General features: G+C 73.6%; 15 protein-coding genes and 1 pseudogene. 11 read left to right on the plus strand and 5 right to left on the minus strand.

Going from position 1 to position 26,898, the window contains the following annotated elements; all coding sequences use genetic code 11:
* Positions 1-21: 21 nt before the first annotated feature.
* The 3 genes and pseudogenes from ACFV2X_RS12775 to ACFV2X_RS12785 all read left to right on the plus strand — a co-directional run bounded on the left by ACFV2X_RS12775 (position 22) and on the right by ACFV2X_RS12785 (position 4,653).
* Entirely contained in the window at positions 22-2,391 is a 2,370-nt protein-coding gene (locus ACFV2X_RS12775; protein WP_385615024.1) for a glycosyltransferase, read from the plus strand.
* Complete coding sequence (locus ACFV2X_RS12780) at positions 2,388-3,629, plus strand: acyltransferase family protein (RefSeq protein WP_385615026.1); 1,242 nt, start codon at positions 2,388-2,390, stop codon at positions 3,627-3,629. Before ACFV2X_RS12775 ends, ACFV2X_RS12780 begins: the two co-directional genes overlap by 4 nt.
* 124 nt (positions 3,630-3,753) lie before the next feature.
* Positions 3,754-4,653 (plus strand): annotated as a pseudogene (locus ACFV2X_RS12785) (siderophore-interacting protein).
* Positions 4,654-4,682: 29 nt separating this feature from the next.
* Here ACFV2X_RS12785 and ACFV2X_RS12790 read toward each other — a convergent pair.
* The gene (locus ACFV2X_RS12790) at positions 4,683-8,063 is read right to left on the minus strand and encodes a BTAD domain-containing putative transcriptional regulator (RefSeq protein ID WP_385615028.1); all 3,381 of its coding nucleotides are present in this window, start codon (positions 8,061-8,063) and stop codon (positions 4,683-4,685) included.
* Between the two features lie 246 nt (positions 8,064-8,309).
* On the opposite strand from ACFV2X_RS12790, the gene ACFV2X_RS12795 reads away from it, so the two are divergent.
* Both ACFV2X_RS12795 and ACFV2X_RS12800 read left to right on the plus strand, forming a co-directional pair.
* On the plus strand, positions 8,310-8,963 hold the full coding sequence (locus ACFV2X_RS12795) for a LysE family translocator (RefSeq protein WP_385615031.1): 654 nt from the start codon (positions 8,310-8,312) through the stop codon (positions 8,961-8,963).
* A gap of 185 nt (positions 8,964-9,148) precedes the next feature.
* Positions 9,149-10,048, plus strand: a complete 900-nt coding sequence (locus ACFV2X_RS12800) for an MBL fold metallo-hydrolase (RefSeq protein ID WP_385615034.1) — start codon at positions 9,149-9,151, stop codon at positions 10,046-10,048.
* Positions 10,049-10,075: 27 nt separating this feature from the next.
* On the opposite strand, the gene ACFV2X_RS12805 is transcribed toward ACFV2X_RS12800, so the two are convergent.
* The gene (locus ACFV2X_RS12805) at positions 10,076-14,572 is read right to left on the minus strand and encodes an HAD-IC family P-type ATPase (RefSeq protein ID WP_385615037.1); all 4,497 of its coding nucleotides are present in this window, start codon (positions 14,570-14,572) and stop codon (positions 10,076-10,078) included.
* 149 nt (positions 14,573-14,721) lie between these two features.
* Here ACFV2X_RS12805 and ACFV2X_RS12810 point away from each other — a divergent pair, with 149 nt between their 5' ends.
* On the plus strand, positions 14,722-15,237 hold the full coding sequence (locus tag ACFV2X_RS12810; RefSeq protein ID WP_385615039.1) for a hypothetical protein: 516 nt from the start codon (positions 14,722-14,724) through the stop codon (positions 15,235-15,237).
* Positions 15,238-15,455: 218 nt separating this feature from the next.
* Complete coding sequence (locus ACFV2X_RS12815; protein ID WP_385615042.1) at positions 15,456-18,296, plus strand: SpoIIE family protein phosphatase; 2,841 nt, start codon at positions 15,456-15,458, stop codon at positions 18,294-18,296.
* A 75-nt stretch (positions 18,297-18,371) separates the two neighbouring features.
* Here ACFV2X_RS12815 and ACFV2X_RS12820 read toward each other — a convergent pair whose 3' ends face one another.
* Complete coding sequence (locus ACFV2X_RS12820; protein ID WP_385615044.1) at positions 18,372-19,169, minus strand: DJ-1/PfpI family protein; 798 nt, start codon at positions 19,167-19,169, stop codon at positions 18,372-18,374.
* A 204-nt stretch (positions 19,170-19,373) separates the two neighbouring features.
* On the opposite strand from ACFV2X_RS12820, the gene ACFV2X_RS12825 reads away from it, so the two are divergent.
* Positions 19,374-21,161 (plus strand): RNA polymerase sigma factor, encoded by a 1,788-nt coding sequence (locus ACFV2X_RS12825; RefSeq protein WP_385615047.1) that lies wholly within the window; start codon positions 19,374-19,376, stop codon positions 21,159-21,161.
* Positions 21,162-21,189: 28 nt separating this feature from the next.
* Here the strand turns inward: ACFV2X_RS12825 and paaK are convergent, their stop codons facing one another.
* Together paaK and ACFV2X_RS12835 are read right to left on the minus strand one after the other, a co-directional pair.
* Positions 21,190-22,527 (minus strand): phenylacetate--CoA ligase PaaK, encoded by a 1,338-nt coding sequence (paaK, locus tag ACFV2X_RS12830; RefSeq protein ID WP_385615050.1) that lies wholly within the window; start codon positions 22,525-22,527, stop codon positions 21,190-21,192.
* A 252-nt stretch (positions 22,528-22,779) separates the two neighbouring features.
* Positions 22,780-23,370 (minus strand): hypothetical protein, encoded by a 591-nt coding sequence (locus tag ACFV2X_RS12835; protein WP_385615053.1) that lies wholly within the window; start codon positions 23,368-23,370, stop codon positions 22,780-22,782.
* Positions 23,371-23,507: 137 nt separating this feature from the next.
* Between ACFV2X_RS12835 and ACFV2X_RS12840 the strand changes: the two genes are divergently transcribed.
* The 3 genes from ACFV2X_RS12840 (at position 23,508) to ACFV2X_RS12850 (ending at position 26,794) form a co-directional block, all read left to right on the plus strand.
* Positions 23,508-24,392, plus strand: a complete 885-nt coding sequence (locus ACFV2X_RS12840) for a lysozyme (RefSeq protein ID WP_385615056.1) — start codon at positions 23,508-23,510, stop codon at positions 24,390-24,392.
* Between the two features lie 224 nt (positions 24,393-24,616).
* Positions 24,617-25,264 carry a DUF4142 domain-containing protein gene (locus tag ACFV2X_RS12845; RefSeq protein ID WP_014181503.1) on the plus strand — a complete coding sequence of 216 codons (648 nt, stop codon included), beginning with the start codon at positions 24,617-24,619 and terminating at the stop codon, positions 25,262-25,264.
* Positions 25,265-25,273: 9 nt separating this feature from the next.
* The gene (locus ACFV2X_RS12850; protein WP_385615060.1) at positions 25,274-26,794 is read left to right on the plus strand and encodes a DUF1996 domain-containing protein; all 1,521 of its coding nucleotides are present in this window, start codon (positions 25,274-25,276) and stop codon (positions 26,792-26,794) included.
* The last annotated feature ends 104 nt before the right edge of the window (positions 26,795-26,898 follow it).

The following is a 26,898-nucleotide window of genomic DNA, read 5'->3' on the forward strand; positions in this document are numbered from 1 at the left end:
GACAGGATGGGACCCACGTCTATGCCTGAACGTCTGGGCCAGGTGCTCGCTGCGCACCGCCCCATGCCCATGACATCCCCACCGCCCACCTCCCGCCCCACCGGCCATGTACTGGCCGTCGGCACGCCGGGGCCCAGACTCGACCGGCTGACCGACACCCTGCGCTCGACCGGGCACGAGGTCAGCCACGCCCTGCCCGGAGACGTCGATCTGCGGGTCCGGCAGGCTCCCCCGGACGCGATCGTCGCGCTGGACGACCAGCCCCCAGAACACGGCGGACACGACGGGCACGACGGCCTCGAGGTGATCCGCGAGGTCCGCGCCGCCCCGGCAGGCCGCGCGCTGCCGCTGCTCATGGTCACCGCCGCCCCCCGGCCCACCGGCGTCGCGGACATGCTGCGGCAGGGCGCCGACGACTGCGTACCGGACACCTCCGACCCGGTCGAGCTGGCCGCCCGGATCGAGGCCAAGCTGCGCCGGGTCCCGGTCCCGGTGGAGAATCTGCTGCTCGACCCGCGCACCGGGCTCTACTCCCGCCAGCACTTCCTGGACGAGCTCGGCCGGGAGCTCCAGCGGCCCGTGGCCGGCCGACGCGCCGGGGTCATGGCCGTGGTGGAGGTGGCCGAGACGGGCGTCCTGGAGTCCCGGCTGGGGCCACGGGTGCGCCGGGAGGTCGCCGAGCGGCTGGCCGGCGTGGCGGAGAAACTCGGCGGCGCCTGCGACCGGTTCGGCTGGGACGACGACGGCCGTCTGCTGATGCTGCTGCCCGGCGTGGACGAGGAGGCCGCGCGGCGCAGCCTGCAGAAGTTCGCGGGCGCCGTGGCCGGCACCCGGTTCATCGTCGCCGACGAGAACGTCCGGCTGACGCCCGCGATCGGCTGGACCCCGCTGGCCGAGTGCGCCGACCACCACCAGGCCGTCGAGCAGGCCCGGGACGCGGTGGCCGAGTCGCTGCGCCACCGGGATCTGCGCCCGGTGCGCTACGCGCCGTGGATGCGCGGCGCGCCGCGCCGCCACCGGCGGCGGCGCCCGTTCTCCCTGGCCCTGCGCCCGCTGATATCGGCGCTGTCCCCGGTCCTGGTGCTACTGCTGGGCGTGGGCGTGCCGTTCGTTCTGTACCAGCGGATGTACGAGCTGGGCTGGGACCTGGGGTCGGCGATGTACTGGGTGGTGGTGGCCGGTCTGCTGCTGTCCGCGGCGCTGATCGTGGTGGAGTGTCTGTTCGCGCTCGACTCGGTGGACCGGCCCGAGCAGCCCGCGCAGCCGTACCCCCCGGCCAGCGCCGTGATCGCCGCCTATCTGCCCAATGAGGCCGCGACCATCGTCGACACCGTCGAGTCGTTCCTGCGCCTGGAGTACCCGAACGACCTGGAGATCGTGGTGGCGTACAACACGCCGCATCCCCTGCCCGTCGAGGACACCCTGCGCGAGATGGCCCGCCGCGACGCCCGGCTGGTGCTGCTCCACGTGCCGGGATCCACCTCCAAGGCGCAGAACATCAACGCGGCGGTGAGCCGGGTCCGCGGCGAGGTGGTCGGGATCTTCGACGCCGACCACCACCCGGCCCCCGACGCCTTCCGCCACGCCTGGCACTGGCTCTCCCACGGCTATGACGTCGTCCAGGGCCACTGTGTGATCCGCAACGGCGACAGCTCCTGGGTCGCGGGGCTGGTGGGGGTGGAGTTCGAGGCGATCTACGCGGTCAGCCACCCGGGCCGGACCCGGCTGTACGGATTCGGGGTCTTCGGCGGCTCCAACGGCTTCTGGCGCGCCGATCTGCTCGCCCGCACCCGGATGCACGGGTCGATGCTGACCGAGGACATCGACTCCTCGATGCGCGCCCTCGGCGAGGGCGCGCGGATCGCCATGGACCGCACGCTCATCTCGCGAGAGCTGGCGCCCACCACGCTCAGGTCGCTGTGGAACCAGCGGTCGCGCTGGGCCCAGGGGTGGCTTCAGGTCTCGCTCCGCCATCTGTGGCGGGCCCTGCGCTCCCCCGCCTTCACGCTCCGCCAGAAGCTGGGGCTCCTGGTGCTGCTGGGCTGGCGCGAGGTGCAGCCGTGGCTGACCCTGCAGATCCTGCCGGTGCTGATGTACGCGGTGTGGAAAGCGGGCGGCCCCGGACGGCTCGACTGGGCGGTGCCGGTCTGTGTGCTGGCCATGCTGTTCACCCTGTCGGCCGGGGTGGTGCAGGCCGCCTTCGCCTGGCGGCTCGCGGTGCCCGAACTGCGCCGCCGCAAGGCGTGGTTCTGGCGGTATCTCCTCGTGTCGACCTTCTTCTACAGCCACTTCAAGAACATCGTGGCCCGGCAGGCATGTCTGAAGGAGGCGGTGCGGGACCGTCAGTGGCGGGTCACCCCGCGGGCGGCGAAGGGGGCGGCGAATCGATGAGCACGCACACGGTGACCGTGAACTCCGTCCCCGTCACGGGGCGTACCCCCGCGCCGCACCGGCCGTCCAAGGAGGCGCCTACCCGCCGCCGGGCCGGCGAGATCGAGGGCTACCGCGGCCTGGCCGCGCTGAGCACGGTGGTCTTCCACGTCTGGCAGCAGTACTACACCTATGACCGCGACGGCTCGCATCCGCCGGTCGGCAACCGGTACCTCGGCTCCCTGATATCCCTGGAGGTGATCGACCTCTTCTTTGTGATGTCCGCGTATCTGCTGACGCTGTCGTACGCGCGCGCCGCGATCGATGGGGGCTCGACCCGGCCCGCCCGGGCGTTCCTGTTCCGGCGCGCCATCCGGATCCTGCCGCTGTACTTCCTCGCGGTCCTGGTCGTCTGGGCGAGCCGCAACCCGGAGCTGCCGGGCAACTGGCGGGACCTGGTCGCGCATCTGACCTTCACCCATGTCTTCGACCGGGAGCAGATCTTCTACACCATCGGCCCGACCTGGTCGCTGTCGCTGGAGGTGCTGTTCTACCTCGCGCTCGTCGCCCTCGGCCCGCTGGCGGTGCGCGCCTGCCGGCCATTTCGCCGGCGCGCTACGCGCGTCGCGGTGTGCGCGGGAGGATGTCTGCTGCTGTACGTCGGGCCGATGGTGTGGATCGCGGTGGCCCGCTACGGGTTCGAGGTGCCGCACACCGACTGGCCGGTGTACTTCGGCCCGCAGGCCCGCTTCGGCGGGTTCGCGGCGGGCATGGCGCTGGCCGTGGCATTGGTCGGCCTCGGCGAGCGCGGGCGGCTGGGCACGCGCACGGCGCTGGGGCTCCAGGTGGGCGCGGTGGCGGGCCTGTATCTGCTGTCGCTGTACTCGGCTCCGGAGAACGCCGCGTTCACCTTCTACCACCCGCTCGCCGCCCTGCTGTGGACGGTGCTGCTGTTCGGCACCGTCCATGGACGGCGGCGGACCCGGCTGCACCGGGCGCTGACGGCCCGCTGGCTGACCTGGTTCGGGCTGATCAGCTACAGCATGTTCATCTGGCACGAGCCGATCATGCTGGCCCTCTACGACGGCGGCCTGCTGCCGCCCGCCGGCCCCTCGGGCTTCCCGCTCGCCGTGGTGGTCGTGCTGGCGGTGGCCACGGTGGGCGCGGTGGTGAGCTACTGGGTCATCGAGTACCCGGCGAGCCTGCTGGGGCGGCTGCGGGACGGCAGGGGACGGCCGCGCACGTTCTATCCGGAGTAAGGCGCCCATCGATCTGTAGGCGAGCTGTCGACCGGTTGTAGGGAGCGGCTGGGACCGTCATGGGCACGGGCGGCACACCCGGTGTGCCGCCCGGTCCAAGCCCCCACTGCCTTCAGGAGGTTCGGTGCAGCGGTCGTTGCCGGTCCGGTTCATCCAGGTCACCGAGGTCCAGCGGATCACCCCGCGCATGGCGCGCGTGACCTTCGGCGGGGACGACCTCGCCGACTTCGTCTGCGACGCGCCCGACCAGCAGGTCAAGTTGTATTTCCCCAGGCCCGGCCAGTCGGCGCCCGTCCTCCCGGAGCCCGGCGCGGACGGTGATGTGATGCGGTGGTACCAGGCGTACCAGGCGATCCCCGAGGACGAGCGGCCGTGGATGCGCAGCTACACCATCCGGGCGTACCACCCGCGGCGCCGAGCGCTGGACATCGACTTCGTCCTGCACGGGAACGGAGACGGGGACGGGGACGGGGGTGAGGGTCCGGCGACGCGCTGGGCGCGGGCGGCCGGGCCCGGCGACACGCTCGGGATGTTCGGCCCCTCGGCGGCCTTCGCCCGCCCCGTGCCGCTCGGCGCGGCCGACTGGACGCTGCTGGCCGGTGACGAGTCCGCGCTGCCCGCGATGGGCACGCTGATCGAGGCGCTGCCCGAGGGCGCCCGCGCGCTGGCGTACATCGAGGTGGCCGACGCGGCGGAGGAACAGCGCTTCACGACCGCGGGCGAGGTGGAGGTGCACTGACTGCACCGCGGCGGACGCCCCGCCGGATCCCGCGGGCTGCTGCTCGACGCGGTGCGCTCGGCCGCCTTCCCGCCCGGCTCGGTGTTCGCATGGCTGGCCGGTGAGGCAGGGGCGGTACGGAGCCTGCGCCGGCACCTGGTCGACGAGCGCGGCATCGACCGGCGGTCGGTCGACTTCACCGGCTACTGGCGGCTGAAGCTCACCCAGGACGACGCCCCGACGGAGGAGGACCTGGCCGAGGCGCGGGAGCGGCTGGCGGACGCGCGGTCGGAGCCGAACGGCTGAGGCGGCCCTTCTTTGAGGGTTCGGCGCCGTCACACGAGGGCGGCGGCCTCCTTCACCGTGAGGCCGCCGCCCTCGGCGTAGGCGCGCTCGTACGCCCGCGCGTCCAGCGCGCGGCGCAGCTCCGCCTCGGCCCGCTGCCGTACCTCGGCCGCGGCCGAGAAGGAGCGGAAGCAGAAGCCCTCCATCACGGGCCCGCGGTCGTACGCGCCCAGCAGCCGCGCCCCGTCCTCCGCCGCGCCCAGGTGCGCCTTCGCCCAGGCGGCGCTGATGAACTGCTCGGCGACCAGATGCGGGGCGACCAGATAGGCCAGGGTCTCCAGGGAGCGCACGGCCCGCCGGAGGTGCCCCTGGGCGCGCTCGTACGCGCCGTCCAGACAGTCCAGCCAGCCGTGCAGGCCCGCCACCATGCCGGTGAGGAACGCCGGGGTGGCGGCCGGAAAAGCCTGCTCCAGCTGGTCGAGCTGATCCCGCGCGGCGGAGGTACGGCCCGTGCGGCCGAGGCGCTGGACCAGGATCAGCCGCGCCGTGTCCAGGGCCTCCCCCGCGTACTGGCCCGACTCCGCCACCGCCTGCCGCAGCACCCGCTCGGCCTCGGCCTCCTCCCCCGCGTCCCGGGCGGTCTCAAGCCGTACGGACGCCAGCCTGGCCTTGAGCGCCGGGACCTGGGCCTTGGCGCCGCCCCGCGCGGCGATCCCGATGGCGCGCGCGAAGTCGGCGGCGGCCTCCTCGTACCGGCCCCGCCACTCGTACGCCTCGCCACGTACGGACAGCGACTCCGCGATCCCCCACGGATCGCCGGTTCGCTCGAACTGGGCCAGCGCCTGATCGGCGTCGCCCTCCGATCGCTCCGGGCCGCCCGGGTGGCCGTACCGCAGCCTCGCCCGCAGCAGCAGGACGAGGCCGAGCTCCCAGACGTATCCGAACTCCCGGCAGTCCCGCACCGCGTCGTCCAGGGTCTCGCCGAGGCTCGCCGACTGACCGGTGAGCAGCCTGGCGGAGAACCAGAGGAAGCCGGGCTGACGGCAGGTCTGCGGCAACCCCGGCCGGTACGCGTCGACGATCCCGCGCAGATACTCCTGGGCACCCTCCCCGTCCGCCGGGTCGGCGCCCCCTCCGCCGCTCGCGAAGACCATCAGCCGCACCCCGCGCCGGGCCTCCCACAGCTGCTCCTCGGACCAGGGCGGCGCCTGGGCGGTGCAGGGGTCGGCCAGCGGCACGGCGGGCCGTACGGGCGCGAGGAACGGGTCGGGGCCGAGCGCGGCGGCGGCGGGCGCCCACGAGCGGGCGTCCCCGTAGTGGTTGCGCAGCTGCCAGAACCAGCTCATGGACAGCGCCAGGCACAGCCCCTCCTGCTCCTCCCGCAGCTCCACGGCGCGCCGCAGCGCGGCCCGTACGTTGTCGTGCTCCGCCTCGAACCTCTCAAGCCACCGCGCCTGCTCCGGGCCGCGCAGCAGGGGGTCGCCGGTGCGGACCAGTTCGCGGTAGACGGTGAGATGCCGCCGCTCGACGGCCTCCCGCTCACCTGACTCGGCCAGCCGCTGCGCGGCGTACTCGGCGACGGTCTCCAGCAGCCGGTAACGCATTCCGTCCGGGCTCTCGGGCAGGGCGAGCACGAGCGACCTGTCGACAAGGGAACTCAGGATGTCGAGGGTCGCGGGGGTGGCGCCCCCGGCGCGGGTGGGCTCGGCGCAGACGGCCTCGGCCTCCTCCAGCGCGCAGCCGCCCGCGAAGACGGCCAGCCGCCGCAGCACCGTCCGCTCACCCTCGTCCAGCAGGTCCCAGGACCAGTCCACCACCGCCCGCAGCGTCCGCTGCCGGGGCAGTGCGGTCCGGTGGCCGCCGGTCAGCAGCCGGAAGCGGCTGTCCAGGCGGTCGGCGATCTGGCGCGGGGTCAGCGCCCGTAGCCGGGCCGCGGCCAGCTCGATGGCCAGCGGCAGGCCGTCGAGCCGACGGCAGATCTCCTCGCACGCCGGCCGGTCGTCCTCCGTACCGAACCCGGGGCGTACGGCGGCGCCGCGCTCGGCGAACAGCCGCAGCGCCACCTCGGGCGGCAGCGGCTCGACGGGCCGTACCCACTCGCCCGGCACGCCCAGCGGCTCCCGGCTGGTGGCCAGTACGGTCACGTCGGGGCAGTCGGTGAGCAGGGCCTGGGCCAGCTCGGCCGCGGCGCCGACCACATGCTCGCAGTTGTCCAGGACGAGCAGCATCCGGCGCCGGGCGCAGTGCTCCAGCAGCTCGGCGAGAGGACCGAGCGCGGCTCCCTCGGCCGCCCGAAGCTCCCGGGCACCGGGCCCGCCCAGCGCCGTATCGCGCGCCCCGAGGGCGGTCAGCACCGCCTCCGCCACGGCCTCCCCGCCCCGTACGGGCGCCAGCTCGGCCACCCACACCCCGCCCGGCCACGCCCCGTCCGCCGCCTCGGCGGCCTCCAGGGCCAACCGGGTCTTCCCGACACCGCCGGGGCCCATCAGGGTGACCAGCCGCCGGGAGCGCAACTCGTCGACCAGCCCGTCCAGTTCAGCCTCGCGTCCGACAAAGGTGGTGAGCCGGGGCCGCAGATTCCCCGGCCCGTGTCGCCTGCCACTCCCGTCAAGCTCAAGGGCGCCGCTCCCGGCAGGCCACGCCGAACCGTCCGGCGGCGACGGGGTCACGTCCTCGGCCAGGAGTCCGGCGTGCAGGGCGCGCAGTTCGCCGCTCGGATCCGCGCCGAGGCGATCGGCGAGCCGGAGGCGGACTTCCTCGTACGCCTGCAGGGCCTCGGCACGGCGGCCGGTGGCGCGCAACGCGCGGATCCACAGCGCCTGCAGCGGTTCGTCCAGCGGCTCCTGGTCCGCCAGCGCCGCCAGTTCGGCCAGGGCACCCTCTGCCCGGCCCAGCGCCACCTCGGCCGCCAGGCGGTCACGGCGCGCCTGGGCGTGGCGGCGTTCGGCCCGTACGGCGGCGGGGCCGCCGCGCGAGGCGGGGGACGCTCCGCCGGCGGCGCCCGGCAGATCCGCGAGCAGCGGGCCGCGCCACAGCGTCATCGCCTCGTCGAGCAGCGCGGCGGCCAGGCGCGGGTCGCCCGCGCCGATCGCGGCGGAGCCCTCCGCCGCCAGCCGCTCGAAGCGGAACAGGTCGATGTCGTCCGGCTCGGCCACCAGGCGGTAGCCCCCGGGCACCGAGGCCACCGCCTCCTTGCCCAGCGCCCGCCGCAACCGCCCCACCAGCGCCTGCACCGCCGACACTTCGTCGGCGGGCGGCGCTTCGTCCTCGCCCCAGACCTGGGCGGCCAGCTGCGCCATGGACGCCGGACGGCCGCCACCCACAGCCAGCGCGCCCAGCAGCGCACGCAGCCGGGCGCCGCCGAGCGGCACCTCGGTGCCGTCCGGACGGACGGCCTGGGTGGCGCCGAGGACGCGGTAGCGGTAACTCACCCGGCCATTGTCCCCGCCCCGCCGCCAGGGCCGTCCCCCGCGCCCTGCCCCCTCCCTGCCACGCCCTTGCCGCGGGCCCGCCCTACCCCCTGCCCCTGCCCACCGTGCCCGGCCACCACGTGCCGGCCACGAGGCGACGACCCCCGGCCCCAGCCCGGGCCCCGACAGCCGACGCACCGCCCGCCGCACCCCCGCCACCACGAAAACGCCTTTGGCCGGCTTCACCGCCGCGGTGATACTCGCCGCATGGAACTCTCCCTCATCGCCGCCTTCGTCGCGGCCGCCTTCCTGCTCAGCATCGCCCCCGGTCCCGACATGCTCTTCATCGTGGCCAACGCCACGGCCGGAGGCCGCCGCGCCGGGGTGGTGGCCGCTCTTGGGATGTCGACCGGTCTGGCCGTGCATACGCTCGCCGCGGCGCTCGGTCTGAGTGCGCTGTTCCGGGCGGCTCCGGAGGCGTTGGAGGTGGTGCGGCTGGCCGGTGCGGTGTTTCTGATCTACCTCGCCATCACCTCCTGGCGGGCGGGCCGCCGTACGCCCGGCGAGGCCGAGCAGGGGCCCGCGCCGGCCGCCGCCGCGCCCCGTCGGCCGCTGCGCAAGCTCTATCTGATGGCGACGCTCACCAATGTGGCCAACCCCAAGGTCATCCTCTTCTACCTGGCGTTTCTGCCGCAGTTCCTGACCGTGGGCGATGGGGCGTGGCCGGTGTGGCTGCAGCTGCTGACGCTCGGCGGGCTGTTCATCATGGTCGGGCTGCCGGTGGACGCCACGGTGGGGCTGGCCGCCGGAAGCCTGGCGGACAAGCTGCTCAGCCGGCCTTCCTTCCGCCGCCGGCTGGAGCGGGCGTCGGCCGTGATCTTCGGCGGGCTCGCGGTCCGGCTGGCGCTCGACACCCGCTGACGGGCCGACAAATCACCACAAACCTTCCGCGTGTGCCGCGGCCGCTCAGAGTCCCCTCCCCGGAAAACAACAAGGTCCGGCCCCTCTTCTTTTTTTGGCCGCACCCGGGATATGCATGGGGTGAGCGGCCGCGTACCGGCCGTGATCGACAGAGGAATCGGCACAGACGGAAGGGACCTCGAACCATGACTGACACGGCGCGGCCGGACCCCGGGCAGGGCGGCTGGCACGTGGACGATCGCTGTACGAACTGCGATGTGGCGCGGCAGCTCGCGCCGGGGCTGATCGGCGAGGCCGACGGCCGTTCGCGGGTGTTGCGCCAGCCGCGCGACGAGGCGGAGACCAGGCTGCTGCACACCGCCGCGTACGCCTGTCACACCCGGTCGATCCGCCCTCCCGCCGGGCAGCGGCTCGATCCGGCGCTCGACCCGTTTCCGCTGGCCCTGGACGACTCCGTCTGGCTGTGCGGACACAACTCGACGCACACCGCCGCGGCCAACTCGTATCTGCTGCGCCGCCGTTCGGGGAGCGTCATGGTCGACACCCCGCGCTGGAGCGAGGCGCTGGCGGGGCGGTACGAGGCGCTGGGCCCGGTGACCGATGTGCTGCTCACCCACCGCGACCACGCGGCGCACGGCCGCCGCTGGGCGGACCGCTTCGGCGCGCGGCTGTGGATCCACGAGGGCGATCTGGCCGCGGCCCCGGACGCGGACCGCGTGCTGCGCGGCGTCGAGCCGGTCGAGGTGGCCGACGGCGTGGTCGCCCATCCGCTCCCCGGGCACACCGAGGGCAGCGTGCTGTACGTCGCGGACGACCGGTACTGCTTCAGCGGCGACAGCCTCTACTGGTCGCGCACCACGGCGGATATCGAGGTCGTGGAGAGCGTGACCTGGTACTCCATCGAGGAGCTGGCCGCGTCCTTGGTCCGCACGGCCCCACGGCTGCGCTTCGAGTGGCTGCTGCCCGGCCATGGGGACCGTAAGCGGCTGCCCGCCGCAGAGACGGCCCGCCGCATGGCGGAGCTGACGGACCGGGTGCGGTCGCTGAGGCCCCAGCCGATCGACTTCTCGGCCGTACGCTGGTAAGCCCCCCGCACGCCGTACGCCCTCGCCCTACGCCGCCATACCGCGCACCAGCGGGGTCAGCGCCGAGCCGACCAGAGTGGCCGTGACGATGGAGCCCATGGTGATGCCCCACGCCACCGGGCCCAGCGGGGTGCAGCCGAAGAACTGGCTGACGCCCGGTGTCTGGACGATGCCCGCGAGGACCGCCGCGGAGCCGAACCCCGCGATCAGGACGTGCCGGTCCAGACCGCCGGTGGCCAGGGTCTGGGCGAGCTGGGTGCCGACCAGCGCGACGAGCGCGACCGTGCTCGCACGGCGGCCGCGGCCGGTGAGCCGGGCGCCGGACCAGGCCATGCCCGCGCCGAGGGCGGTGATGGCGCCGCGCAGCAGCATCTCGTGGGTCAGGGCGGTGCCCAGGGAGCGGTGCGGGCCTTCGCGCAGCAGCCGCTCGCCGGTGTGGCCGGTCGGCTCGCGCACCGCGATGGCGAGCGCGGGCGCGAGGTCGGTGAGCAGGTTGACCAGCATGATCTGCCGGGCGCTCAGCGGTGTGCCGCCGGTGAGCGCGGAGGTGACCACGCTGAAGGTGACCTCTCCCAGGTTGCCGCCGATGAGGATGGCGAGCGCGGCCCGTACCGAGGCCCACATGGCCCGCCCCTCCATGAGCGCCGAGACGATGGTCTCCAGCCGGTCGTCGCCGACGACCAGGTCGGCGGCGGCGGTCGCGGCGGGCGTGCCGCGCCGGCCGAGGGCGATCCCGACGTCCGCGAGGCGGATGGCGGGGGCGTCGTTGGCCCCGTCGCCGGTCATCGCCACGACCCGGCCCAGGCGCTGGTACGCCTGGACGATGCGGACCTTGTGGTGCGGGCTGCACCGGGCGATCACATCGACGGTGGGCAGCAGTTCGTCGAGTCTGGCGTCGTCGAGCTCGTCCAGTTCGGGGCCCGTGCACACCTTGGGTTCCGGGACGTCGCTGACGGTCGCGGCGATGGCGTCCGCGGTGGCCGGGTGGTCGCCGGTGAGCATCACCGTGTGCACGCCCGCCTCGTGCAGCCGCCTGGTGGCGGGGGCGGCGCTGGTGCGGACCGGGTCGGCGAGCGCGATGAAGCCGAGGAAGTCCAGGTCCCGTACGGACTCGTCGGTCAGCTCCTCGTCGTCCGCCATGGGCCGCTCGGCGACGGCCAGGATCCGGCGGCCCGCGCCGGCCAGCTCCTCGGCACGGTCGGCGAGTTCCTTGGCGGCGGCGGTGTCCAGCGGGGTCCGTACGTCCCGGCTCCGTACGTCCGGGGTCCGTACGTCCCGGCTCCGCCGGTGTGCGCAGCGCAGCAGCACGTTCTCCGGTGCGCCCTTCACACTGAGCAGCATGCGGTGGGAGGTGCGCCCGGCGGTGGCGTGGTAGGCCCGGGAGGGTTCGAAGGGCAGCGAGTCGGTGCGCCGCCAGCGGGGGGCGCCGTGTCGTACGGCGACACCGGCGCGGCGGGCTCCGGCCATCACCGCGCGGTCGGTCTGGTGGGCCATGGGTTCGGCCTGCCGAGCCGGCGGGGTGGCGCGCAGCGCGGCGGCGAGCACGGCCTTGCGCGGGTTGTCGAGCCGGTCGGCGGGCAGCTGCTCCTCTCCGTCGCTGATGACGGACGCGAGTTGGAGGTTGCCCTCGGTGAGGGTGCCGGTCTTGTCGAAGCACAGGACGTCGGCGCGGCCCAGCGCCTCGATGGTGCGGGGGTTGCGCACCAGCGCGCCGAGGTCCGCCAGGCGGCGTGCGGCGGCGAGCTGGGCCGCGTTGACCAGGAAGGGCAGCCCTTCGGGTACGGAGGCGACAGCGAGGTTGACCGCGGAGGACAGGGTGTCGGTCAGCTTGCGGCCGTGCAGCAGTCCCGCTCCGGAGACCGCGGACGCGGAGCCGAGGGCGATGGGCAGGCTCGCCCGGGTGAGCCTGCCAAGACGGGCCTCGACGCCGGTGACGGGCGCGGCCTGGCGCGCGGTGGCGAGGCTGCGGCCGACCTCGGTGGAGGTGCCGGTGGCCACCACGACGGCCACCGCCCGCCCGGCGGAGACGGTGGTGCCCTCGTAGAGCATCGAGCGGCGCCCGGTGATGTCCGCGGCGGCCACCGGCGCCGGGTCCTTGGCCACCGGGAGGGATTCGCCGGTCAGCGACGACTCGTCGACCTCCAGGCCCTCGGCCTCCAGCAGCCGGCAGTCGGCGGGCACCACGTCCTCGGGGCGCAGCACGACGATGTCGCCGGCCACCAGGTCACCGGCGGCGACCAGCCGCTCGGTGCCGCCGCGGCGTACCCGCGCGCCGATGGCGGAGCGGGCGAACAGCTCGGCCAGGGCGCGTTCGGTCCTGACCCGCTGGACCGCACCGACCAGCGCGGAGGTCCCGGTGATGGCGGCCACCAGGGCGGCGTCGGTGCGCGATCCCACGGCCGCGGCCAGCGCGGCCCCGGCGGCGAGCACCGGGGTGAGGGGGTTGGCCAGCTCCTCGATGAACGCCGTGGGCAGGCTGGTGGCGGGCGGCTCTCCGGTGCGCGGCGCGCCGGGGGCGCGGGCGCGGGCCGCGGCCTCGGCCGGGGCGAGGCCGTCGGACCGGGTGTCCAGGCGTTCCAGGACCCGCGGGACGGGCATCAGATGCCAGGGGGTGGAGGTCACCGGTGGGGCCAGGGGGCGCGCTATCAGCTGCCGGGCGCGCCAGTTGCCCATGCAGAAGGCGAGGGTGCCGGCGAGGTTGCCGGCGCCGGTGGCGCGCGCAGCGGCCTGTCGGCGCGGGGCCCGGAGGGCGGCGACGGCGCCGACACCGCTGCCGCCGGCCGCGAGTATGGCGCTGTCCCGGTCGACCCGGGCCGCCACTCCCACGGCGTCCACGATCACCCCGGCGGACTCCAGGTCCGCGCCGACCAGCAGATGCGCGCCCCAGGCCGGGGGCTCGCCCTCCCGGTGGGTGCCGATGCTGCAGTCGGCGGCGCCCAGCGCCCGGCGGTTTCCCGAGAGCAGCAGCACCACGGCGCCGTCGGCCTGCAGGGCGCGCACCGAGGCCACCAGGCGCCCTCCGGCGGGCACCACCGCGTCCGCGAAGGCGAACGCGGGGTGCGGGTGGTCGGTGGCCAGGACCACGCGGGCACCCGCCCGGCGGGCGGCGGCCGCCACGGCCTCGGCGCCCGGGGCGGTCTGCACGGCCAGCCCCACCACGGCCCGCAGACGGCGGCCCTTGGCCAGGCCGAGGACGCGCTCGCTGCCCTTGCGGCGCAGCCGCGAGGCGGCCTGACTGCCCGTACGGCCCGTCAGGTCGAGCTGGTCCAGGGGCCCCAGCGCCCAGCCCTGGCCGTCCCGGCGGACCTCCAGGGGGCCGTCGGGGTCGAAGAGTTCGAAGAGCCGTTCGGCGATCAGCGGGGCCTCGGCCCTGTTGAGCACCTCGATGTCGATGGGCTCGTACCGGTCACTGCGCAGCGCCTCCTCATCCAGCAGCACGGTGTCGACCTGGCCCAGCCGCCGTAGCGCCCCGCGGTCCATGGCCACCACGCCGCGCAGTGCGAGAAAGCGGGCGAGGCTGGTCGCGAACCCCTCCCGGCCGCCCCCCGATGCCTTGGGTACGGAGGCCAGCGCCACGGCGAGCCCGCGGCGGGGGCCCGCGAACGGCACGGCGAGGGCGCCGGCGACGGCCCCGGCGCGCATGGACCGCTCCGCGTAGAGCGCGGTGGCGTCCCTGGGGGGCGGTCCGGGCCGCTCGACGATGATCGGCTCGGCGGCCACGTCCCGCGGTCCGTGCACCAGATGCGGTTCGGCCGCCTCCCATGTCTCGCTCTCCGCATCGGCCTCCCGCCACTGGGCGATGCGCTCGACAGTGTCCAGGGCGAGCCCTCCGCCGCGGGTGGCCACGCCTTGGGCCAGCGCGCTCATCGCGGTCAGCGCCGGGTCGGCCCGCTCGGCGCCGCCGATCGCCGCGGCCAGCCGGCGGACCCGCGGATGGTGCTGGAGCAGGGAGGCCAGCGCACCCACCTCGGTGGGCAGTTTGAGCCAGGGGGCCAGGCGCAGCGCGGTGGACAGGGCCAGGCCGACGGCGTCCGCGGTCAGCGCGGAGACGGATTCGGGGGTGTTGGCGCCTTCGGAGGGGTGGTGCGGTTCCGGGCACCATTCGTCGAACTCCTCGGCCACGACGGCCGCTCCGAGGGCTTCGGCCTGTTCGACCAGGGCGACCAGTTCGGATTCGCGCGGCGGCGGGGAGACGAGCGACACCACGACGCGTTCGGTGGGCGCGTTGACCCGCGCCCACCGGACACCGGGGTGTGTTTCGAGCGCCGTCTCCACGCGGCGGCCGACCCGCTCGCCCCCGATGCCGTGCACCCCCCGGACCTCGATATAGCAGCGCCCGGGGTGGGACCACACTCCGCGCTGTGGCAGCCTGGCCAGCCGTCCGACCAGTCCGGCCGCGCCGCGCACACCGGCGGCCACCCCGCCGGCGAGGGGTCCCAGCAGCGGGGGCGCCGGGATGCGCGGTCCCGATCGCCGCGACCGTTCCGGCTGTTTCGACCGTTCTGACCGTGGTGCCTGGGACATCGGCGCGGCCTCCCTGTACGTCGCCCGGCAGCCGCCCCCACTCGGCGCCCTGTTCAGCGGAAGGCACCCTGTTCGGCAGAAGATGAATCCCGATTACCCTGAAAAGTGAGGAATTACCGCAACGTCAACCATGTGTGGACGTGAGATCTGTGAGTACTCCCACCACCACCCGCAAGCGCGGGGCCTCGGACAAGACGAAGACAGCGGCCCGGCAGAAGACGACGGCCCGGCAGAAGACGGCGGCCGCCGCGAAGAGCACGGCCACGAAGAGCACGGCCGCGAAGGCCACAGCCACGAAGGCCACGGCCGGTACGGCCACGAAGAGCACCAAGGCCGTGGCGAAGGCCGGGAAGCCGGTCAAGACCATGACGGGCGGCGGCAAGCGGTCCTTCACCGTCACCGTCCCCACCATGGGGCGCCCCACGATGGGGCGCGTGGGGGGCGGCCTGATGGACGCGGCGCTGCTGCCGGTGGCGATGGCCCGCCGCTGGCTGCCTGCCAAGGGCGGTCTGCCGCTGTACGTGGGCCTGGGCCTGCTGGGCGCCGCGGACGCGATCGAGTGGCCGGTGGCCGTGGGCATCGGCGTCGGCTACGCGGTCCTGCGCCGCGGCGGCATCATGGCACCCCCGTCCACCGGCCGCCGGACCGTCGCCCAGGCGGCCTGAGGGCCCCTGTTCGGACGCTCCGCCCGACGGACCGGCGCCGTCCGGGCCCCGGTCCGTCGGGGCGGAGGGTCACCCCGCGCACCAGGACGCGGTTTCACCAGCGCCGACACTGTCCGTCACCCCCCTTCACCTCCTTCACCCCCTCTGCTGGCATATGCCCTCATTTGGGGTGAAACTTGAATCCCGAAAGAGGGAGCATTCCTCGGGGAAGTGATGAAGTGCCGGTCAGCTGGGACGACACCGCCGTCCTCACCGATGCCCACGACCGCTTTCTGGCGGGCAGACTCGTCAGCCGCGCCGTACGTCCGCCGATCCTCAGCTCCTGGGAGCGCTGCCGGTCGCTGGGCATCGCAGCCGACCATGTGGACGTGCTGTACCACACGGAGCTGGACCTCGGCGGCAGCCTGGCCGAGGCCGCCCGTCCGGTGCTGGACCGGCTCGAGTCCCAGGTCTCCGGTATCCGGGTGAGCGCGGTCCTGTGCGACCAGGACGCCCGAGTGCTGGAGCGCCGGGTCGGCGAACACTCGCTCAACCGCTTCCTCGACTCCCTGAATCTCGCCCCCGGCTTCGGCTTCTCCGAGGAGCTCACCGGCACCAACGGCATGGGCACCGCGCTCGCGGCCCGGCAGCCCGCCTTCGTATGCGGCCGGGAGCACTTCGCCGACATCATGCGACAGTTCGCCTGCGCGGCCGCCCCCATCCGCGACCCGTTGAGCGGGCGCGTCCTCGGCGCACTCGACCTGACCTGCGACCACCGCCACGCCGACGTCTCGATGCTGGGCCTGGTCCACCAGGCGGCGGTCGCCGTCGAGCAACGGCTGCTCGACCGCATCACCGCCCGCGAGCGGGCACTGCTCGCCTCCTTCGCCGTCGGCGGCGCCCGGGAGGCCCCCGACGCCCTCGACCGGCGGGATCGGCTGGTCCTTCAGGAGCTGGCCCTCCAGCTCATCGCCGGCGGACGCGCCTGTGTCGTGGAGGCGCGGCTCCCCGAGGGGCGCGGTGTCACGCTCTGGTGCCATGAGGCCCACGGCCCCACCGGCGCGGTCGGCTTCCTCGTCGAGGCCGTGCTGCCCGGCGGCGAGCGCTGCCGCTGTGCCGCCGCGGACCGTACGGGCTCCCCAGAGCCGCCCGCCCTCGCAGGCGCAGGCCCGATGCCCCATCCGCCGCTCGTCCCGGGGAGCCTCGCGTTTCCCACGCTCCCGCCCGCCGACGGCCCCACCCCGCCTGCCGCGTCGGGCCACCCCGGCCCCGTGCCTTCCTCCGACGCGTGGGCGCGCGGCGGTCCGCTCGCCGTCGGGGAGCCCGGCGTCAGCCGCTTGGCGCTGCTGGCCCGGGAGCGGCTGGGGCTGCTGTGCGAGGCGGGCGTGACGGTCGGCACCACCTTGGACGTCACCCGCACCGCCGAGGAGCTGACCGAGGTGGCCGTGCCGCGGTTCGCCGACTATATGGCCGTGGACCTGCCGGACTGCGTGCTGCGCGGCGAGGAGCCGGTGGGGACCGGCGGCCCGCTGCTGCGGGTGGCGATGGCGGGGGTGCGCACGGGGTCCCATCTGTACGCGGCGGGCGAGTCGGTCCGCTACGCCGCCTCCACACCGCACGCCCGCGCGCTCGCCACCGGCGAACCCGTACTCGAGCCGTATCTGAACGAGGCGTACGGCTGGCTGGCCAACGATCCGGCCCGCGGCGGGCAGGCGCTGCGCGCGGGGATCCATTCGCTGATCGCGGTGCCGATGCGGGCCCGGGGTGTCGTCCTGGGCGTGGCCGCGTTCTACCGCTCCGCGCTCAAGCAGCCCTTCGAGGAGGACGATCTGTCCCTGGCCGAGGACCTGGTCAGCCGCGCCGCCGTATGCATCGACAACGCGCGGCGCTTCACCCGCGAGCACACGACCGCGCTGGCGCTGCAACGCAGCCTCCTGCCCCGCGGGCTGCCCGCGCAGCACGCCGTGGAGGCCGCCCACCGCTATCGGCCCGCGACGACCGGGGTCGGGGGCGACTGGTTCGATGTGATCCCGCTGTCCGGCGCCCGGGTGGCCCTGGCGGTCGGCGACGTGGTCGGGCACGGACTGCACGCGACGGCGACGATGGGCCGGCTGCGCACCGCCGTCCACAACTTCTCGGCGCTGGACCTGGCGGTCGACGAAGTGCTCAGCCAACTCGACGATCTGGTCTGCCGTCTCGACCCGGACGCGACGGGTACGGACGCCCTGGGCACCGACCCGGCGGGCGGCACGGACATGTACTCGACGGACACCGGGCCCGAGCCGGGCGGCGAGAGCGAGCCGGGCATCGTCGGCTCCGGCTGTCTGTACGCCGTCTACGACCCGGTGAACCGCCGCTGCACCGCCGCCCGGGCCGGACACCCGCCGCCCGCCCTGGTGCTGCCCGACGGCACCGTGGAGTTTCCCGACGTGCCCCCGGGGCCACCGCTCGGCGTGGGCGGCCTGCCGTTCGAGACCGCCGACTTCGAGGTCCCCGAGGGCAGTCTGCTGGTGCTCTACACCGACGGCCTGCTCACCGGCGACGGCCACGGCCCGGGGGTCGGCTTCGAGCGGCTGCGCGCGGCGCTGGCCCGCCCGGGCCGTACGCCGGAGCAGACCTGCGCTGCCCTGGAGTCGCTGTTCCCGGAGCGCCCCGTGGACGATGTGGTGCTGCTCGTGGCCCGTACCCGGGCTCTGGGCGAGGATCAGGTCGCCGTCTGGGATCTGCCCGCGGACCCGGCCGAGGTGTCCCGGGCGCGCCAGGAGGTCATCGCGCGGCAGACCGAGTGGGGCCTCGAGGAGCCGGCGTTCACCACCGAGCTGATCGTCAGCGAGCTGGTCACCAACGCCATCCGGTACGGCCGCGAACCACTGCAACTGCGCTTGCTGCGCGAGCGCGCGCTCATCTGCGAGATGGCCGACGGCAGCAGCACCTCCCCGCGGCTGCGCCGGGCTCGCACCACCGACGAGGGCGGCCGCGGGCTGTTCCTGGTCGCCCAGCTCGCCCTGCGCTGGGGCACCCGCTACACCGAGCACGGCAAGGTGATCTGGACGGAGCAGCCGCTGCCCCGGGTCCGCTGAGCGCGTCCGCCCACATCACCGCGGCTCACCGCGCATCACCGCGCGTCACCGCAGGTCAGCACACGCCGCCGGGCGTCATGTCGCGGCGTCGGCCAGCAGCTTCAGGGCCAGCCGCTGGAGCTCGGGGCCGGCCTTGTCGGGGCTGCCGGTGTCGTACGGCGGGGCGGGGTCGTACTCGACGGCCAGCTGCATGGCCCTGGCGGTGTTCTCGTCGGACAGCCGTGCGGCGAGGTGCAGGCCCATGTCGATCCCGGCGGAGACCCCCGCGGCGGTGATGATCTTCCCCGTCTCGATGAACCGCCCCGGTGTGTCGATGGCGCCCACATCGGCCAGCGAGGGGCGGGCGGCCCAGAACGTGGTGGCGGGCAGGCCGCGGAGCAGTCCGGCGGCGCCCAGGATCAGCGACCCGGTGCACACCGAGGTGGTCCACACCGTCTTCTCGTGCATACGGCGCAGCCAGTCGAGGATCACCTCGTCGCCCATCGAGGCCGTGGTGCCGCGCTCGCCCCCGCCCGGCACCAGCACGACCTCCGCCCGGGGCATCTCGTCGAGGGACCGCTCGGCCACCAGCGCCAGCTCCCCGGTGTCCGTGCGCACTCGCCCGGCCCGCTTGGCCACCGTGGTCACCGAGACGTGAGGGACGCGGCACAGCACCTCGTACGGGCCGACGGCGTCCAGCGCGGTGAAGCCGTCGTACAGCAGCACCGCCACCCGTATCGGCCGCCCGGACACCCCGCCGGTCGCGGCGCCGCCCTCCTCGCGGGTCTGCTGGGCGCGGGCCGGGGCCGCCGCGACCGTCGTCAGCCCCGCGCCCACGGTTCCGGCCGCGGCCGCCCGCAGCAGTTTGCGGCGGCCGTTGTCCGTACCTGCCATGGATCCCTCCCAGGTCGAGTCCTCCGGTGGAACACCGGTGAGCAGGTAGTCGGCCCGGAACCCGGCGGGGTTCCGGGGCGTAGGAAGCTTTCCGGGATTTGTGTTATCCAGACCGCGCGGCTCCGTCTCCTATGGGGGGCACCCCGACATGACCGGGGTGGTCGGCCGTAATGGGGCCCTGATCGGGAGAGAGCGAGGTGGCGCGTGCGCACCAAGGAGCAGTCGGACGCCGCGGTCGTCGCAGCGGCGCGGGCTGGGGACCAGCGAGCGCTGGCGGAGCTGCTGGAGGAGTACCTGCCGCTGGTCTACAACGTGGTGGGCCGGGCCCTGGACGGCCACGCCGACGTCGATGACGTCGTACAGGAGACGATGCTGCGGGCGGTGACGGGGCTGGCGGGCCTGGCCGACCCGGAGCGGTTCCGGTCCTGGCTGGTGGCGATAGCCCTGAACCAGGTGCGTCAGCGCTGGCGCGAGGGGCGGGCGGGGGCGCGGGCCGGGCAGTTGGAGGAGGCCGTCGAGGTGGCCGATCCCGGTGCGGACTTCGCCGAGCTGACGGTGTTGCGGCTCGGGCTGTCCGGGCAGCGGCGGGAGGCCGTGGAGGCGACCCGCTGGCTGGAGCGGGACGAGCGGGAGGTGCTGTCGCTGTGGTGGCTGGAGGCCGCGGGCAAGCTGACCCGCGCCGAACTCGCGGCGGCCTGTGAACTCGCCCCGAAACACGCCGCGGTGCGGGTCCAGCGGGTCAAGAGCCGACTCGACACCGCCCGGGGCGTGGTGCGGGCGCTGCGCGCGTCGCCGCGCTGCCCGGAGCTGTCGGCGCTGGTGAAGCCGTGGCACGGCACACCGTCCGCGCTGTGGCGCAAGCGCCTGGCCCGCCATATCGGGCAGTGCCCGCGGTGCGGATTCGCCGCAGCCGATCTGGTGCCCGCCGAGGGGCTGTTGGTGGGCATGGCCCTGGTGCCGCTTCCGGCGGGGCTGGCCGCGTACGCGCTGGGGCAGCTCGCCTCGGGGACGTCAGCGGCAGCAGCCACGGCTGCGGCGTCGAAGACCGCTGGGGGCAAACTGGCTCAGCTCCTGGCGCAGACCACGGCGAAGCCGGTGGTGGCGGTGGCCGCGGCGGGCGGTCTGGCGGTCGCCGCCACCGCCCTGTACGTCCAGGCCGGGCCCGGCTCCGCCCCGAACCCGGGGCGTCCGCCGTCCGCCGCGGCGTCCTCCGCACCCGTCGTACCCGAGGCTTCGGCGGCGGCGACGACCGGGGAGGTGGGCGAGGCGGTCTCCCGCCCGCCGTCGCGTAGGCCCAAGTCCTCCCGGTCGGCCTCCGCCTCGGCCGTTCCGCGCTCGCTGTACGGCACGGTGGTCGACGAGGCCGACGCGGCCCCGGCGGCCACCGCCCGCCCCGGTCCGCTGCCGAAGCGGCCGGAGGGGCGTGCGATCACCGGCTCGGGCAGCTATGAACAGCCGGGCCCCGGCAGATACGTGATGGTCAACAACGCTCAGTATGTGACCCTGACCGGGCAGGGGTACGTCCGGGTCCGCTGGGGGCTAGTGCCCGCCGAGCGGTCCGGCCGGCTGCGGATGCCCAGCTGGACCGGGCTGAGCGGGCGGCTGTTCCATGTGGCCTCCGGCGGGGGCCGCCGCATGGACGACCAGATACCCGGGGCCACGGACCGGCCGCACACCGGGATGGGCAGCGCCGCCACGGGGTTCGACACCCTGCCGGCGGGCGCGCAGCAGATGTGGCAGAACGAGTACTACTACCTCGACGGCAGCGTGACCCTCCATCTCAACGAGGACTGGGCCGACTACAACCTCGCGGTCTCCGCCGTGGACCGGGCGGGGATCCTCCAGGACATTCTGCAGCCGCCCGGGGACGCGGCGATCCGCTACGGGCTGGTGCGGGACACCGGCACCGACGCCGCCCCGGTCCCGCAGTATGTGACCCGCTCGCGCTCCGCCGACCCCTTCACCGTGCCGCTCCGCGGCGATCTGCGCTGACCTGATGGGCCATCGCCACGCTGGGTCCTCAGCGCAGGTCCTTGACCCGGCGGAGCTTCCCGACGGAGCGCTCCAGCGACTCCGGCTCCACCACCGCCACCTCGACGGTCAGACCCGCCCCCTCCTTGACCGCCTGGGCGATGGCCCGCTCGGCGGCCGCGCGCGCCTCGGGCGTGGCGCCGGGGCGCGCCTCGGCCTGTACGGTCAGCTGATCCATCCGGCCGCGCCGGGTCAGCACCAGCTGGAAGTGCGGAGCGACGCCCGGGGTGCGCAGCACGATCTCCTCGATCTGGCTGGGGAAGAGGTTCACCCCGCGCACAATGATCATGTCGTCGCAGCGGCCGGTGATCTTCTGGATGCGGCGGAACGCGGGCCGGGCCGTGCCGGGCAGCAGCCGGGTCAGATCGCGGGTGCGGTAGCGGATGACGGGCATGGCCTCCTTGGTCAGGGAGGTCAGCACCAGCTCGCCCTCCTCGCCGTCGGCCACCGGCTCGTCGGTGAGCGGGTCCACGATCTCGGGGTAGAAGTGGTCCTCCCACACGTGCAGCCCGTCCTTGGTCTCCACGCACTCCTGGGCCACCCCGGGGCCGATCACCTCGGACAGCCCGTAGATGTCCACGGCGTGCAGGTCCGCGCGCTCCTCGATCTCCCGGCGCATCTCCTCGGTCCACGGCTCGGCGCCGAAGACGCCGACCTTGAGGGAGGTGGTGCGCGGGTCGACGCCCTGGCGCTCGAACTCGTCGAGGAGGGTGAGCATGTAGGAGGGGGTGACCATGATGATCTCGGGCCTGAAGTCCTCGATGATCCGCACCTGGCGGGCGGTCATGCCGCTGGAGGCGGGGACGACGGCGCAGCCCAGCCGCTCGGCGCCGTAGTGGGCGCCGAGGCCGCCGGTGAACAGGCCGTACCCGTAGGAGACATGCACCATCTGGCCGGGGCGCCCGCCGGCCGCGCGCAGCGAGCGGGCGACCACCCCGGCCCACATGGACAGGTCGTTCGCGGTGTAGCCGACGACGGTGGGGCGGCCGGTGGTGCCGCTGGAGGCGTGGACGCGGCGCAGCTGTGAGCGGTCCACGGCGAGCAGACCGAAGGGGTAGGTGTCGCGCAGATCGGCCTTGGTGGTGAGGGGGAAGCGGGCCAGGTCCGCCAGCGTGCGGCAGTCCTCGGGCTCGACGCCGGCCGCGCGGAACTTCGCCCGGTACGGCTCGACATGGTCGTAGACCCGCCTGAGGGTGGTCCGCAGCCGGGCCAGCTGGGTCTCGCGCAGCTCTTCTGGCCCCATCCGTTCAGCGGCGTCGAGGAGTTCGGCCGGCGGTGGTGATCCCAGTCGGCGCCCGCCGCCCGTCGTATGCGTCGACACCGTCATGTCTGGCACCACCTCATGGACCGACCGAACATTCGGTTTAACCGCGCGACGCGATCAAGTAACCCAGTATCCGGCGGGGCTGTCAAGGGGTGGCGCGGGCGCACGGGAGGGACACCCCTCGCCCTCCTTCAGCCCGCCCTCTGTCCCCTATATAGGGCCGCCATATAGGGCCGTTCCGGGACCGCTTGTATCGGGCCCCATATAAAGGGGACAGAGAAGGGGCGGGGAGAGGGTGTGAGACGGGCCGTCACCTCAGCCCGAGGGGGACGGGTTCGAGGCGGACGGGGAGGACTTGTACGCGGTGGACTTCTCGATGGCACCGCCGAGCGTGTCCCGGGCGGCCTTCAGGGAGCCCATGGACTCCGCCGAGACGACCCAGCGGTTGCCGACCAGAAAACTCCCGCCGTACATCTGCGCGTAGTCCAGCCAGTCCCGCTGCCCCTTGGCGGTCACGAAGCTGAGGAAGACATAGTTCTTCTTGCCGAGATGGCAGACCCCCTGACGGTAGTCGTCGACGTCCGTGGTGATCTCCGGCTTACAGCCCATCGCCTTGCCCAGCTTCTCGACGCCGGCCGGCCGGGCGGCCGGGGCGCTCGCGCTCGGCTTGGCCTTCCCGCGCTCCCCGATCGACGCCTTGTCGTTCTCGCCGTCCGAACCGCACCCGGCCGACAGCAGCGCCACGGCAGCGACGGCCGGCACCACCGCACCGGCGCCGATACGGCCGCGGCGACGCGGCGGCGCGACCCATGGCGCGGGGCGCGGGGCCGCGGCGCGGCCGGGGGCCGGACGGGTGGCGTCTTCCGGGGAACACCTTCGCGGTGCATGCTCGGGCTTCACGTCCATCGGTACGGACGCGACGGGCGAGGCGTTCAACGAATCCGCGAATTCATTCGCGAACCCCTTCCACCCTCGTGATCTACGCGCGTATCTTCGCCGCACCGCACTTCCCCCCACGTGACACCGAGTTCGGAGGAGCAGACATGTCCGCACAGACCGGCAAGGGTGCCCACCGGAAACGCCCCGCTCTGCGCTCGCCCTACGCCATGGGCGGGTTGGCCCTCGCGGTCGCCGCCAGCCTGGCCTCGTTAGTGCCCGCCATGGCTTCGACCACCGAGGCGTCCGAGGCCGACGCGGCGCAGGCGCAGGCCCCCGCACATCCGGAGCGGGACTGGATGGGCTCGACCGTCGCCGAGCACGAGGGCGGCGACCCCGAGGCGACCCCCAAGGCCACGGCGGCCGCCACGGTGGAGGGGGTCGACGTCAGCAACCACCAGGGGACGGTCAACTGGACGTCACTCTGGAACAAGAACGTCCGGTTCGCCTACGTCAAGGCCACCGAGAGCACGACGTACAAGAACCCCAAGTTCGCCTCGCAGTACAACGGCTCCGCCAACAAGGGCATGATCCGCGGCGCGTACCACTTCGCCCTGCCGAACAAGTCCAGCGGCACCGCACAGGCGGACTACTTCGTGAACAACGGCGGCCGCTGGTCCGCCGACGGGAAGACCCTGCCGCCCGTGCTGGACATCGAGTACAACCCGTACGGCGCGTCCTGCTACGGCAAGACCAAGGCCCAGATGGTCACCTGGATCAAGGACTTCGGCGCCCGGGTCAAGAAGCGCACCGGGCGCGACCCGGTGATCTACACGACCACCAGCTGGTGGAAGTCCTGCACCGGCAACAGCGGCGCGTTCGGCACGAAGAACCCGCTGTGGCTCGCGCGCTACGCGTCGACGCCGGGGGCGCTGCCGGCCGGCTGGAAGACCCACACCATCTGGCAGTACACGTCCTCCGGGCCGGTGGTGGGCGACCACAACAAGTTCAACGGCAGCCTGACGCGGCTCAAGGCACTCGCCAAGGGCTGAGTTCAACGCCGACCCCCGACCGGCGCCGACCCGGGCAACTCCCGCCCCCCGACTGGGCAAAGCGGACGTAAACACCAGCTCAGGGGGCGGGACACAAAACAGTTCGGCAGAGTACCAGCAAGTAGCGATCGCTGTCAGGTCTTTATTCATTGGTGATGAGCTCTCCACTCCCGGCCCACACCAGGCACTAGCGTCCGGTGTCACTCCGAACCAAGGAGGGCGCTGTGCGATCAGTCATCAGCAGATCCATTGCTTCCAGCCGCACGATCGGGACCGGGCTCATCATCGGTGCGCTCGCCATGACGCTCGCGGCACTGCTCATCCCCGTGAGCCTGTTCGGCGAAAGCAGCGCCGCGGCGCTCCCGAGCGGGGTCACCGACGACGGCAAAGGAACCATCAGTACGCAATACGGACCGCTCACCGCGGTCGACAGGGACTTCGTCCGCAAGGTCAAGCTCGCCGGCCTGTGGGAGCTCCCCTCGGGACGCATGGCGCAGGAGCGTGGCAACACCGACGCCGTGAAGACCGCGGGCGAACACCTCATCGAAGGCCACACCGAGCTGGACCGCCGATCCAACGAGGTGGGCCAGGCTCTCGGAATCGACCTGCCCACCCAGCCCAATGAGCAGCAGCAGGGCTGGCTCAACGAAATGACCAACGCCGCCTCACCGGCGGAGTTCCAGCGTGTGTTCGCCAACCGCCTGCGCGCCGCGCACGGGAAAGTCTTCGGCCTGGTTGCCCAGGTGCGGGCGCAGAGCGAGAACTCCATGGTCAGGTCCCTCGCGACAAGGGCCAACGCAGTCGTTCTCGACCACATCACGGTCCTTGAGGACACCGGGCTTGTCGACTTCGAGGCCCTCAACACAAAGTGAAGTGATCTCATGAGGCAACAGACCCATAAACGCGGGCGTTTCACGAACAAGACCGTGGCCATCGTCGCCGCGCTGGCGCTCGGCGGTGGCGGCGCGGCCATCATCGCGGCGAACGCGTCCGCGAGCGGCGACAAGAGCTCCGGCGAAGAGCGGACGCTGTCGGCGACGGCAGGCACGATCAGCTGCCCCGACGTGGGCCAGAAGCTCAACCACGTGCCCCGCCAGGCCCGCACCGAGGTCGACAGGAACCTGGCCGAGCTCGACTCCCAGGTGGCCAAGGCATACCAGCGCATGGCGAACAAGGAGGCGGGCACGGACTCCGTGCTCACCACGCTCCAGCAGCAGCGCACGGCCACCTTGGACCGTATCGGGACCGCCATCAGCCGCAGCGCCCAACGCCCCGCGGGTCTCGAGCAGATGAGCGCTTGCAAGATGCAGACCAACTTCGCCGGGCAGGGCCGGGGCGGTCAGGGCGGCAACCAGCAGCAGGGTGGCGGCCAGCAGGGCAACCAGCAGGGCGGTGGCCAGCAGCAGGGCGGCGGCCAGCAGGGCGAAAACCAGCAAGGCGGCGGGCAGCAGGGCGATGGCCAGCAGCAGGGTGGCGGCCAGCAAGGCGGGCAGCAGGGCGGCAACGGCGGGCAGCAGGGCAACGGCCCCTCCCCCGACGACTTCGTCGACATCACGAAGGTGCAGCCCAACGTCAAGGAGCCGCAGAACCAGGGCAACGCGTCCAAGGGCAGCTTCGTCTCGGAGTGCGGTGTCAACGAGCAGGGCATCCGCAACACCGACAACGTGATCGTGGCGCCCGGTGTGGGCAACGGCGCCCACCACACCCACGACTACGTGGGCAACAAGACCACGAACGCCAACTCGACCAACGACAGCCTGGCCGCGGGCGAGACCACCTGCACCAACGGCGACCAGTCCACGTACTACTGGCCGGTGGTCCGGGTCCAGGACGGCACCCAGGAGAAGGACGCCAACCAGCTCGGCGGTGGCCTCGAGGGGAACGTCGGCAAGATCCTCACCCCCAAGAGCTCCACCATCGAGTTCAAGGGCAGCCCGGTCGGCAAGGTCACCGCGATGCCCCGCTTCCTGCGGATCATCACCGGTGACGCCAAGGCGTTCACCAACGGCACCGCCAACGCCAACGCCCACTGGAGCTGCACCGGCTTCGAGGACCGCCAGCTGACCGACAAGTACCCGATCTGCCCGCAGGGCAGCGATGTGGTGCGCAGCTTCGCCTTCCAGAGCTGCTGGGACGGCAAGAACATCGACAGCGCCAACCACCGTGACCACGTCGCCTTCGCCCAGGAGGACGGCTCCTGCCCCAACGGCTTCCAGGCGATCCCCCAGTTGGTGAACAAGATCACCTATGAGGTGCCGGCGGGCGAGACCTTCGCGGTCGACGGCTTCCCCGAGCAGTTGCACAAGCCGATCACCGACCACGACGACTTCATCAACGTGATGTCGGACCAGCTGATGAACCAGGCAGTGCAGTGCATCAACAGCGGGCAGAAGTGCGGTTGACGCCCCACCAGCCCCAGGCGTGGGGGGGGGGGGCGGGGGGGGGCCGCGCGGGGCGCCCGCGGGGGCGGCGGCGGCAGCCGGCCACGCGCCCACCCCGAGCCCGC

This window comes from Streptomyces sp. NPDC059679 (genome assembly GCF_042734105.1).
GTDB lineage: Bacteria > Actinomycetota > Actinomycetes > Streptomycetales > Streptomycetaceae > Streptomyces.

Excerpts from the sequence above, each read along its gene's own strand:
- ACFV2X_RS12775 (WP_385615024.1), top strand. The coding sequence starts at position 22 with ATGCCTGAACGTCTGGGCCAGGTGCTCGCTGCGCACCGCCCCATGCCC.
- ACFV2X_RS12780 (WP_385615026.1), top strand. The coding sequence starts at position 2,388 with ATGAGCACGCACACGGTGACCGTGAACTCCGTCCCCGTCACGGGGCGT.
- ACFV2X_RS12795 (WP_385615031.1), top strand. The coding sequence starts at position 8,310 with ATGGAACTCTCCCTCATCGCCGCCTTCGTCGCGGCCGCCTTCCTGCTC.
- ACFV2X_RS12800 (WP_385615034.1), top strand. The coding sequence starts at position 9,149 with ATGACTGACACGGCGCGGCCGGACCCCGGGCAGGGCGGCTGGCACGTG.
- ACFV2X_RS12805 (WP_385615037.1), bottom strand. The coding sequence starts at position 14,572 with ATGTCCCAGGCACCACGGTCAGAACGGTCGAAACAGCCGGAACGGTCG.
- ACFV2X_RS12820 (WP_385615044.1), bottom strand. The coding sequence starts at position 19,169 with ATGGCAGGTACGGACAACGGCCGCCGCAAACTGCTGCGGGCGGCCGCG.
- paaK (WP_385615050.1), bottom strand. The coding sequence starts at position 22,527 with ATGACGGTGTCGACGCATACGACGGGCGGCGGGCGCCGACTGGGATCA.
- ACFV2X_RS12835 (WP_385615053.1), bottom strand. The coding sequence starts at position 23,370 with ATGGACGTGAAGCCCGAGCATGCACCGCGAAGGTGTTCCCCGGAAGAC.
- ACFV2X_RS12840 (WP_385615056.1), top strand. The coding sequence starts at position 23,508 with ATGTCCGCACAGACCGGCAAGGGTGCCCACCGGAAACGCCCCGCTCTG.
- ACFV2X_RS12850 (WP_385615060.1), top strand. The coding sequence starts at position 25,274 with ATGAGGCAACAGACCCATAAACGCGGGCGTTTCACGAACAAGACCGTG.